This is a genomic window from Deltaproteobacteria bacterium (assembly GCA_011773515.1).
Classification (GTDB): domain Bacteria; phylum Desulfobacterota; class Deferrimicrobia; order J040; family J040; genus WVXK01.
This window is the reverse complement of sequence record WVXK01000112.1, coordinates 1-9,785: the sequence shown is the minus strand read 5'-3', so window position 1 is coordinate 9,785 and position 9,785 is coordinate 1. Positions and strand designations below refer to the sequence as shown.

The following is a 9,785-nucleotide window of genomic DNA, read 5'->3' as shown; positions in this document are numbered from 1 at the left end:
ATGCTCCTTCTTTCCATCAAAACTCCTTCAGGCTGAACTCCTCTCTGCTTCCGAAAAGCCCGCTGGGCCGAACGAAGAGGATGATCAGCAGTATGGATATGGCGATGGCGTCCTTGTAGGCCGTGGGGAGGACCCAGATGCTGAAAGACTCGAGGACCCCCAGGATGCAACCGCCCACCACCGCCCCCATGCTGTTGCCGAGGCCTCCCAGGATCGCCACGGTGAACCCCTTGATCGCCAGCGGCACCCCGCTGTTGTACTGCACGTAGGTTATGGGAGAGACGGCGCATCCCGCGAGGGCCCCGATGCCCGCGCTCAGCACGAAGGAGAGGGTAACCATGTTCCTGGCGCTCACCCCGCAGAGCCTGGCGGCATCACGGTTCGCCGCGCAGGCCCGCATCTTTCTCCCCAGAAGGGTAAACTTGAAGAAGAGGCTCAGGATAGCCACCATGACCGAGCAGATCCCGACGACCCAGAGCACCTGGGGAGAGACGTGCACGCCCGCAAAGGACAGGGAGGTAACCTCGTTTCCCGTGAAATAGGGCAGGGCACGAACCCGCTCATCCCAGATGTGCAGTGCCGCCTCCCTGATGATGATCGATATGCCGATGGTGATGATTATCATCCGCAGGATGGACGGGCCCACCAGCCAGCGGATGAAGATGACTTCGATAAGTGCCCCCACGATCATCGTGATGAGGACGGCCAGCATGATCGAAAGGGGGAGGCTCAGAAAGGAGTTGAACGTCACGGCGACCATGCCGCCCAGCATGACGAACTCGCCCTGGGCAAAATTGATGATTCCCGTGGTATTGTAGATGATATTGAACCCTATGGCCACGATGGCGTAGATGATGCCATAGGTTATGCCGGCGACGATATACTGAAAAAAGAGTTCTATGCCCATACATTTGTACCAAAAATGCTGATTCGCTCGATTTTCCTACTATGACTGAATTATAGTGCGGATTGCGGATCTCGGAGTGCGGAATAGAAACCCATCTCGAATTCGAGGTAAAAATCGCGAGTCTTGAGATCTAAAATCAGAAACCGATGCTTTTTTTCACTCCGCAATCCAGGTTCCACACTGCCGACAATATCGATAACCCTCTGCCATCAGATAGTTATAGTATCTGAACACCCTCTCTGTCAAAATAAGAGGGAGTATCCAAGTGCTTCCTGAATACTCCCCTCTTTATTATGTGCCCCGATCGTAATGCCTGTTATTTCAACAGGACAAACTTACCTCCTTTGACGGTGAGCATCTCGAAGGCATTGATGTCGAGGCCGCCGTGGTCATCGGGGGAGAAATTGAACACGCCACCCGTCCCGACAAATCCTTTCATGTTCACGATGGCGTCCAACACCTTTTCCTGGTCGGGACCTGCCTGTTCGATCGCTTTGACCAGTATCATGAAGGCGTCGTAGGCATGCCCGCCGAAGGTGCTCACCTCCTCCCCGTACTTCGCCTCGTAGTCTCTCTTGTACTTTACGAGGACAGCCTTCTGCGGATGGTCTTCGGGAAGTTCTTCAGCAACGAGAAGCCTTCCCGCGGGGAAGATGATCCCCTCGGCGGCTTCACCCGCGGCTTCCACATACTTTATGTTCCCGAAACCGTGGCTCTGGAAGAGCGGGACGTTCATCCCGATCTGCCTCATGTTCTTTGCGAAAATTGACTGAGCAGGGGTTATAGACCAGTTAATTACTGCCTGCACATTCTGCGCTTTTACTTTCGTTGCAACAGCCGTTAAATCAGCACCCTTTGCATCGTAGACTTCGCTGATGAGGATCTCGATACCATACTCGGGCGCCAGCTTTTCGATTTGCTCCTTCCCCGCTTTTCCAAAACCGGTGTTCCCGACTACAACACCCACTTTTGAGATGCCCATCTTGTTCATCTGCATGAATATCATGCGTGCTGCATTGCTGTCAGTCTGCGGGGTCTTGAAGACATACCTGGCAACAGGATTGATTATCTGTTCTGCAGCGGCACAGGAGAGAAGGATAATCTTCGCTTCTTCACAGGTGCCCTTGATTTTCAATGTTTCACCACTTCTCGATGGGCCGATGATGGCAAAAACCTTCTCCTCTTCGATGAGCTGCTTGGCGAACGAGATCGCTTTTTCCGGTTGCCCTTGTGAATCCTTGATGATGAGCTCCACCTTGTTGCCGTTGATGCCGCCCTTCGCGTTCACCTCATCTACGAGCATCTGAAGCGTCTTGGCCTCGGGAGCTCCGAGAAAGGATGCCCCCCCCGTGACGGCCAGAATGGCCCCCACCTTGATGACCTCTCCCGCAACGGCATAGGACGCCGTCGAGACCGCGAGGATCACCGACAAAATCATGAACTTCAGCTTTTTCATAGTACCCCTCCTTGTATGTATTTACCCCTTCCCGGCTATCGCCTGAGAACTACAGGGCGTATACTTCCTCTCCTTTGAGAATGCGGACTCCCCTCTTCTGGAGGATTTTTATGGCATCGTCTATTTCATCGAAGCGGAATATGATGATGGCGTTTTCCCCGCTCTTCTGGACGAAGGCGTACATGTATTCCACGTTTATCTCTCCCCCCCTGAGCGCTTCGAGGATGCCGGCGAGGCCGCCCGGCCTGTCGGGGACCTCGATGGCCACCACTTCCGTCTTCCCCACGGTGAACCCGTTCTCCTTGAGCACCGCCTTTGTCTTCTCCCTGTCGTTTACGATCAGCCGCAGGATGCCGAAGTCCGCCGTGTCGGCAAGGGAAAGCGCCCGTATGTTGATGCCTGAAGATGCCAGGATGCCGGTCACTTCCGCAAGCCTTCCCGACTTGTTCTCGAGAAACACCGATATCTGTTCCACCTTCATTTCCCCTTCTCCCCTCTCATATCTTCCGGTTGTCGATGACCCTTTTCGCCTTCCCCTCGCTGCGCTGGATGGTCCTGGGCTCGACGAGTTTGACCACGCAGGAGATGCCGAGCATCTCCTTGATTTCACCCTCGATGCTCTTACTCAGACGCTCGAGCTCCTTTATTTCATCAGAGAAAATATCTTCGTTGATCTCGACCTGGACTTTCATCGTGTCGAGGGCCCCCTCCCGGTCGACGATGATCTGGTAGTGGGGCTCGACCCCATCGATGCCCACGAGTACGTGCTCGATCTGGGAGGGAAACACGTTCACTCCCCGTATGATGAGCATGTCGTCGGTCCTTCCCGATACACGCTCCATCCGAACGAAAGCCCTCCCGCAGACACAGGTCTCGGGGATGATCTTGGTAATGTCGCTGGTCCTGTACCTGACGACGGGAAATGCCTCCTTCGTAATGGTGGTAAATACCAGCTCCCCCACTTCGCCGTGGGGAAGNNNACGTGAAGCCCGCTCTTTCCCTCTATGCACTCGCTCGCCACTCCCGGGCCGATCACCTCGCTGAGGCCGTAGATATCGATGGCGCTTATCCTGAGCTTCTTCTCTATCTCCTCCCGCATCTTTTCGCTCCACGGCTCGGCCCCGAAAATGCCGACGCGAAGCTTGAGCTCCGCCGGGTCGACGCCCATATCCTCCATGACATCGGCAAGGCTCAGGGCATAGGAGGGGGTGCAGAGGAGGACGGTGGAGCCGAAGTCCTGCATGATCATGATCTGCCGCTTCGTGTTTCCTCCGGACATGGGGATGACCGTCGCCCCTATCTTCTCGGCCCCGTAGTGTGCGCCGAGACCTCCCGTGAAGAGACCGTACCCGTAAGCGTTGTGCACCACGTCTCCCTGCCGTGTCCCCCCGCAGGCCAGCGTTCTCGCCATCAGCTCAGCCCACGTTTCGATGTCCCGTCTCGTGTACCCCACGACGGTAGGCTTTCCCGTCGTACCGGAAGAGGCGTGAATCCTGATCACCCGCTCGAGAGGCACGGTAAACAGGCCGAAGGGGTAGTTCTGCCTCAGGTCCTCTTTCGTCGTAAAGGGCAGCCTCCTCAGGTCATCGATGCCCTTTACGAGATCGGGACTGACTCCCGCCCCGTCCATCTGGCTGCGGTAAAAGGGAACCGTCGCATAGACACGCTCCAGCAGCGCCTTCAGCCTTTTCACCTGGAGCGCCTCGAGGGCCTCCCGGGGCAGCGTCTCAAACTCCTCGTTCCAGATCATACGAACGCGACCTCCAAGCTCACGTTTACATCCGCCCGATACTTTCCGTATCGTTCATCAGCACACCCCCGGCGTCAGGCTTTCATGAGCGCCTTTTCCACGACCCGCCTTCCTTCGCTGAAGGCCTGCCAGTTCACCTCGAGCAATTTCTCGGGGACTTTACCCGATATTACACCGAAAAAGTCATCTTCATCAACAGGAACAAAGTTCGAAAGGGCACCCACCAGCACCATGTTCAGCGCCCTCACCTCTCCCAGAGACGTGGCCACCTCAAGGGCGTCCACGGGAAACAGGGGCACCCCCAGCTCATGGAAACGCTCGAGCACGCCTTCCGGGTATCGCTCGAGACCCGTGGCGACGGAAGGGGGGAAAATCCTCTGCGAGTTCACGATCAGCTTCGTCTTCCTGTTCATAAAGGAAAGGTATCTGAGGGATTCGACGAGCTCGAAGGATACGACCACATCGGCTGCGCCATTCTCGATGAGGGGGGAAAACACCTTTCTGCCGTAGCGGAGGTGGGCAACCACGGACCCGCCTCGCTGCGCCATGCCGTGGACCTCGCTCTTTTTCACGTCGAACCCCGCTGCGAGCAGCGCCAGGGAGGTCAGTTCGCTCGCCAGGAGGATTCCCTGGCCCCCCACGCCGCAGAAGATGACGTTACCTTTCCCCTTCACTTCCCCCCTCCTCTTCGATGACGATAGCCTGGAACTTGCAGAGGGGAGCGCACTGGCCACACCCATCGCACAGGACGGGATTTATCCTGGCGTAGCCCTTCTGGTTCGGCCTCATCCCGAGGCGGACCGCCTCCTCTTCGGTGACTGGCACCCACTCTATGGCCGGACACCCGAGTTTCAGGCAGGTCCTGCAGCCGGTACACTTTTCCAGGATCACGAGGTGAACGGGTTTCTTCTTCTGTTTCTCCACGGGGAGGAGGACGCAGGGGTACTCCGTTATGACCACCGAGGGCTCCGGCCGCTCCACTTCCCGTTTCAGCAGCTGGTAGGTCTTCTCGATGTCGTTCGGATTGATCCGGTACACGTGCTCTACCCCCACCGCCCTGCACAGGGCGGGAAGGTCGACTTCGACCGTCTTCTCCCCGGACAGCGTCTGTCCCGTGACGGGATTTTCCTGCTGTCCCGTCATGGCGGTGGTCCTGTTGTCGAGAATGATGACCGTGGAAAAACCCCTGTTGTAGACGATGTCGATCAGGCCGGTGATCCCCGAATGGATGAAGGTGGAATCACCGATGACGGCCACCACCTTGCCGAGTGCATCCTTTCCGATGGCCTTCTCCATGCCGAAGGCGTTCCCTATGCTCGCCCCCATGCAGACGCAGGAGTCCATCGTCTCCAGGGGCTTGAAAAAGGCGAGGGTGTAACACCCGATGTCCCCCGCAACGAACACGTCGAGCCGGGAGAGAGCGAAGAAAAGGCCCCGATGAGGGCACCCGGGACAGAGGTTCGGCGGCCTCGCGGGCACCTCCACGGGAGCAAATGCCGGTTCCTCGGCTATTCCCGTCACCGCCTGGCGGACGACCCGGGCGTCGATCTCGCCGTAGGCCGGGATGACCTCCTTCCCCCTGCAGGGGACGCCCATCGCCTTGACGTGGAGCTCGATGAAGGGATCGAGCTCCTCGACGATGAATATTTCCTCCATCTTTTCGGCAAAACTCCTGATCAGTTTTTCCGGGAAGGGGTAGATCATGCCCAGCTTCAGGACCGGCGCGTCGGGGAATGCCTCCTTCACGTGGAGGTAGGATACGCCGGAGGTGATGAACCCCCTCTTTCCCCTGCCCGGCTCGATGACGTTTTCCGGGAAGGTCTCGGCAAACTCTCTGAGCCTGGCCAGCCTGTCTTCCAGCGCCGCCCTCCTCTTCCTCGCATTCACGGGTAGCATGACGAACTTGTCGGGGTCCTTGACGATGCCGGGCTCGACCTTCAGGTCCATGAGTTCTCCGGGCGTTACGACTCCCTTCACGTGGGACACCCGGGTGGTGGTCCGGATCAACACCGGCGTATCGAAGGCCTCACTGATCTCGAAAGCGCGCCTGGTGAACTCCTTCGCCTCGAAGGAGTCAGCCGGTTCGAGCATGGGTATCTTCGCCGCAAAGGCGTAGTTTCTGTTATCCTGCTCGTTCTGGGAACTGTGCATTTCCGGGTCATCGGCAGTCACGATGACGAACCCCCCCCGGACGCCCGTGTAGGCCGACGTAAAGAGCGGGTCTGCAGCAACGTTCAGCCCCACGTGCTTCATGGCCGCAAGCGTTCTCGCGCCGGCGAAGGATGCGCCGAGGCACACCTCCACCGCCACCTTTTCGTTCGGCGCCCATTCCGTATACACGCCGCTGAAGCGCGACAGGGATTCGAGAATCTCCGTCGAGGGGGTACCCGGGTAGGCCGAAGCGACCTTCACCCCCGCCTCGAAAGCCCCCAGGGCGATCGCCTCGTTTCCCGACAGGAGCATTTTCCGTGCCTCAACTCGCTTTTCCCTCACGACCCACCTCACAAGAAGATGCGTTTAAAAATAAACCGTTATCACGCCGGTCTTCCCCCCGCAGCGGACGAGTCCCGGCGCGTGCAATCCGTGAGTACCGACACAGGGGAAGCCCGCAGCGCGGGGGAAAAGGGGAGCGATCAGATGATCTCGCCCCCCGCTGAAAAAGCGTTTTCAATGTGGTCCAGGCCCGCGAAGCGGCCCGTTCCGTCCACTGTCACGATAATCACGTCGAAGCGCACCGAGTCTTCCGGCTTCCGGTATCCACCGATCACTTCCCGGGCAGCACTGGCCACGCTCACTCTCTTGCCGAATCCGACTATTTCCGAGCTCAGGAGGGGGGAGTGACTCCTTTTGCTCCTCACCTCCACCACGACGAGGGTGTCGTCCCTGCGCGCGATAATATCGATTTCACGGCGACCGGCCCTGATATTTCGGCCCACGACCCGGTACCCCCGTTCTTCGAGGTACCGGCAGGCTCTCTCCTCCGCCTTTTTGCCCGATGCAACACTCCCCCTCCTACTCATCGGCTACGCCCCGGAAGGACTTCCGGTGGATGGGACAGGGGCCGTACTTTTCGATCGCCTCCCGGTGCTCCCTCGTGGGATAGCCCTTGTGCCTGGCAAAGTTGTACTGGGGAAAGGCGTCGTGATACTTCTCCATGATCGCATCCCTGGTCACCTTCGCGACCACCGAGGCCGCCGCAATCGACTGGACGGTCACATCGCCGGCTCTGACGGTGATCTGCTCGATGTTCAGGTCGGGAATGGCAAACCGCCCGTCGACGAGGATGACATCAGGGGTCACGTCGAGCATCTTTACCGCCCTTTGCATCGCGAGCAGGCTCGCCTGGTGTATGTTGAAAAGGTCCACCTCCATATGCGTGGCGATGCCGACACCGTAGGATTCAGCTTCGTTGGTTATGGTGAAGAAAAGAGATTCTCGCTTTTCGGGGGAAATCTTCTTTGAATCCCCTATCTGCTTGTTCTGATATCCCTTCGGAAAGGTAACTGCCGCGGCAACGACGGGGCCGGCAAGCGGACCCCTGCCCGCTTCATCGACACCCGTTATGCATTTATACCCTCTATCTGCGAGGCTGTACTCCAACCTGATCATCAAGGGGTTGGTTAACTCTTCTTGCCGCGAGGTTTCTTCCCGGTCTCTTTCCCCTTCTCCTCGTCCCCGGTGGAGGAGTCTTTCCCGGCTTGCTCTTCACCTTCCTTCGGGGCGACTGCTTCTGCTTCTGCTACTTCTGCTTCGGCTGCTTCTGCTTCGGCTGCCTCTTCCTGGGCTGCTTCCTCCTCCGGCTCTGCGGCTGCAGGTTCTTCCACCGCCGCCTCCTCGACCGCTTCCTCCGCCTCAGCCTCAAGAGCATCCGCTTCCACAGGCGGGGTATCAGCTACGTGATCGGGAGTATCTACAACCGCTTCCGGCGCAACGGGAGTTTCCTCTTCGATGGCGGCTTCATCCTCCCGCGCCTCCACCTCGCTCTTTTTCAGCATCCAGTCCTTCTTCTCTTTCACCTTCGCCTTCTTGCCGGACAGCTCCCTGAGATAGTAGAGTTTCGCCCGCCTCACGTCTCCCCGCCTCTTTATCTCTATCTTCTGGATCAGGGGGGAAAAGAGGGGAAAAGTCCTCTCAACGCCAACCCCGTAGGATTCCTTCCTGACCTTGAACGTGCTGGAGATCCCGTTGTTGTGAATGCTGATGACGACTCCCTCGTAATACTGGACTCTCTCTTTTTCCCCCTCCTTGATCCTGAGGTACACACGCACGGTATCTCCCGCCTTGAACCTGGGGATCTTCCTCTTGAGGGAATCCTTCATTATGTCATCGATGATACTCATCTCTTCCTCCGGCAAACGATGCGGCAAGACTGTTCAATATATTATTTTCCAAATAATCTGTCAATAATTATCGCCGCAGCGCACCTCACGGAAAGGTGGTTGTAGTCATCGGATATCACGATCGGCTCGAGCACCATGTGGGATGACGTGACGAGATCATCCGAAAGCCCCCACCCCGTTCCGAACATTATAATTGAAACTGAGCCGTCTTTCAGTATTTTCTTCCCCTGCCGGTAATCCACCTGGCCCGGATGCTTCCTCCCCGTCGTGGCAACGAGCCTCGCCTCCCTGCCCGTCTTTTCCTCGACACGCTTAACCATCTCCTCGATGCTGGGGACCAGCTCGATCATCGCGAAGGCCACCCTTCGCGTCTCGTTGTAGGACGCCCCCGCGCCCTTTTCCCAGTGGCCGATGATACGCCGTGCCAGCTCGGCCTGCAGATGCGAGGGCTGGACTATGTAGAGCCCACCGAGCCCGAAGGTCTTTGCAAGCCGCGACAGGTCATGTAGGTCGAGGTTGGTGATCGACGTCGTGACGACCCTTCTGCCCTTGTCGTACACGGGATGGTGCACGAGGGCCATATAGATATGGCTTAAACCCATCGTTCAGTCCTGCGTTCGTCGTTCATAGTTTGAAACCTGATAGGAGATAGGAGAAAAAAGACAGGTGACAGGTGGTGTACAGACAACTCTCCCCTCTTTCCTTTCACCTCTCGCCTCTCAAGGGTTTTGTGTTTTCTGCTGTGATCCCATTCCCCAATCTGCTTTCCGATATCCGCACTCTGCGTTACTATTTTTCTTTTTTTCTTTCTCTTTCTGCTTCCTTCATGAGATCGTCGAGGATCCTGTTTGCTTCATCACTCAACTTTTCTCTCTTCAGGAGGTCGGGACGAACGGCGAGGGTCTTCTTCAGGGCCTCCCTGATGCGAAATTCCCGTATCCTCTCATGATTCCCCGAGAGCAGCACCTCCGGCACGCTCATACCCTCGAATCGCTCCGGCCGGGTGTAGTGGGGAGGAGCGAGAATGCCCTCCTCGAAGGAATCTCGCGCAACGGACTCCATCGTCCCCACCACGCCGGGAACGAAGCGTGAGACGGCATCTACGAGGGCCATCGCAGGGATCTCTCCCCCGGTCAAAACGTAATCGCCCATCGAGATCTCCATATCGGCGAGATGAAGAGACACCCTGTTGTCTATACCCTCGTACCTTCCGCAGATAAGGATCAGGTGCTCCCTGCCGGCAAGCTCCCGGGCGAGGGCGCTGTCGAAACGCCGGCCCTGCGGGGTGAGGAGAACGACCGTCCCCCTGCCGAACTCCCCCGTTACGTGCTC

10 protein-coding genes and 1 pseudogene are annotated in these 9,785 nt (G+C 57.7%); all 11 read right to left on the bottom strand.

Annotated features, from left to right (window positions below):
• Positions 1–16: 16 nt before the first annotated feature.
• Positions 17–907, bottom strand: coding sequence for a branched-chain amino acid ABC transporter permease (locus GTN70_11930; GenBank protein NIO17667.1), 891 nt, complete (start codon positions 905–907; stop codon positions 17–19).
• A gap of 316 nt (positions 908–1,223) precedes the next feature.
• The gene (locus GTN70_11925) at positions 1,224–2,363 is read right to left on the bottom strand and encodes an ABC transporter substrate-binding protein (protein NIO17666.1); all 1,140 of its coding nucleotides are present in this window, start codon (positions 2,361–2,363) and stop codon (positions 1,224–1,226) included.
• A 49-nt stretch (positions 2,364–2,412) separates the two neighbouring features.
• Positions 2,413–2,844 (bottom strand): ACT domain-containing protein, encoded by a 432-nt coding sequence (locus tag GTN70_11920; protein NIO17665.1) that lies wholly within the window; start codon positions 2,842–2,844, stop codon positions 2,413–2,415.
• Positions 2,845–2,860: 16 nt separating this feature from the next.
• A pseudogene (locus tag GTN70_11915) lies at positions 2,861–4,113 on the bottom strand (AMP-binding protein).
• A 74-nt stretch (positions 4,114–4,187) separates the two neighbouring features.
• The gene (locus GTN70_11910; GenBank protein ID NIO17664.1) at positions 4,188–4,787 is read right to left on the bottom strand and encodes an indolepyruvate oxidoreductase subunit beta; all 600 of its coding nucleotides are present in this window, start codon (positions 4,785–4,787) and stop codon (positions 4,188–4,190) included.
• Entirely contained in the window at positions 4,771–6,576 is a 1,806-nt protein-coding gene (gene iorA, locus GTN70_11905; GenBank protein NIO17663.1) for an indolepyruvate ferredoxin oxidoreductase subunit alpha, read from the bottom strand. Before iorA ends, GTN70_11910 begins: the two co-directional genes overlap by 17 nt.
• Positions 6,577–6,746: 170 nt before the next feature.
• Positions 6,747–7,133: a YraN family protein gene (locus tag GTN70_11900; protein NIO17662.1), complete on the bottom strand. Its 387-nt coding sequence runs from the start codon at positions 7,131–7,133 to the stop codon at positions 6,747–6,749.
• Positions 7,126–7,722, bottom strand: coding sequence for a ribonuclease HII (locus tag GTN70_11895; protein NIO17661.1), 597 nt, complete (start codon positions 7,720–7,722; stop codon positions 7,126–7,128). Before GTN70_11895 ends, GTN70_11900 begins: the two co-directional genes overlap by 8 nt.
• An 11-nt stretch (positions 7,723–7,733) precedes the next feature.
• Positions 7,734–8,453 (bottom strand): 50S ribosomal protein L19, encoded by a 720-nt coding sequence (gene rplS / locus GTN70_11890; protein ID NIO17660.1) that lies wholly within the window; start codon positions 8,451–8,453, stop codon positions 7,734–7,736.
• Positions 8,454–8,494: 41 nt separating this feature from the next.
• Complete coding sequence (locus tag GTN70_11885) at positions 8,495–9,055, bottom strand: RNA methyltransferase (protein NIO17659.1); 561 nt, start codon at positions 9,053–9,055, stop codon at positions 8,495–8,497.
• Positions 9,056–9,242: 187 nt separating this feature from the next.
• On the bottom strand, positions 9,243–9,785 hold a 543-nt coding region (gene trmD / locus GTN70_11880), incomplete at its 5' end, for a tRNA (guanosine(37)-N1)-methyltransferase TrmD (GenBank protein NIO17658.1).

Coding starts and splice junctions, on each gene's coding strand:
- rplS (NIO17660.1), bottom strand. CDS start 8,453: ATGAGTATCATCGATGACATAATGAAGGATTCCCTCAAGAGGAAGATC.
- GTN70_11900 (NIO17662.1), bottom strand. CDS start 7,133: ATGAGTAGGAGGGGGAGTGTTGCATCGGGCAAAAAGGCGGAGGAGAGA.
- iorA (NIO17663.1), bottom strand. CDS start 6,576: ATGCTCCTGTCGGGAAACGAGGCGATCGCCCTGGGGGCTTTCGAGGCG.
- GTN70_11925 (NIO17666.1), bottom strand. CDS start 2,363: ATGAAAAAGCTGAAGTTCATGATTTTGTCGGTGATCCTCGCGGTCTCG.
- GTN70_11920 (NIO17665.1), bottom strand. CDS start 2,844: ATGAAGGTGGAACAGATATCGGTGTTTCTCGAGAACAAGTCGGGAAGG.
- GTN70_11895 (NIO17661.1), bottom strand. CDS start 7,722: ATGATCAGGTTGGAGTACAGCCTCGCAGATAGAGGGTATAAATGCATA.
- GTN70_11930 (NIO17667.1), bottom strand. CDS start 907: ATGGGCATAGAACTCTTTTTTCAGTATATCGTCGCCGGCATAACCTAT.
- GTN70_11885 (NIO17659.1), bottom strand. CDS start 9,055: ATGGGTTTAAGCCATATCTATATGGCCCTCGTGCACCATCCCGTGTAC.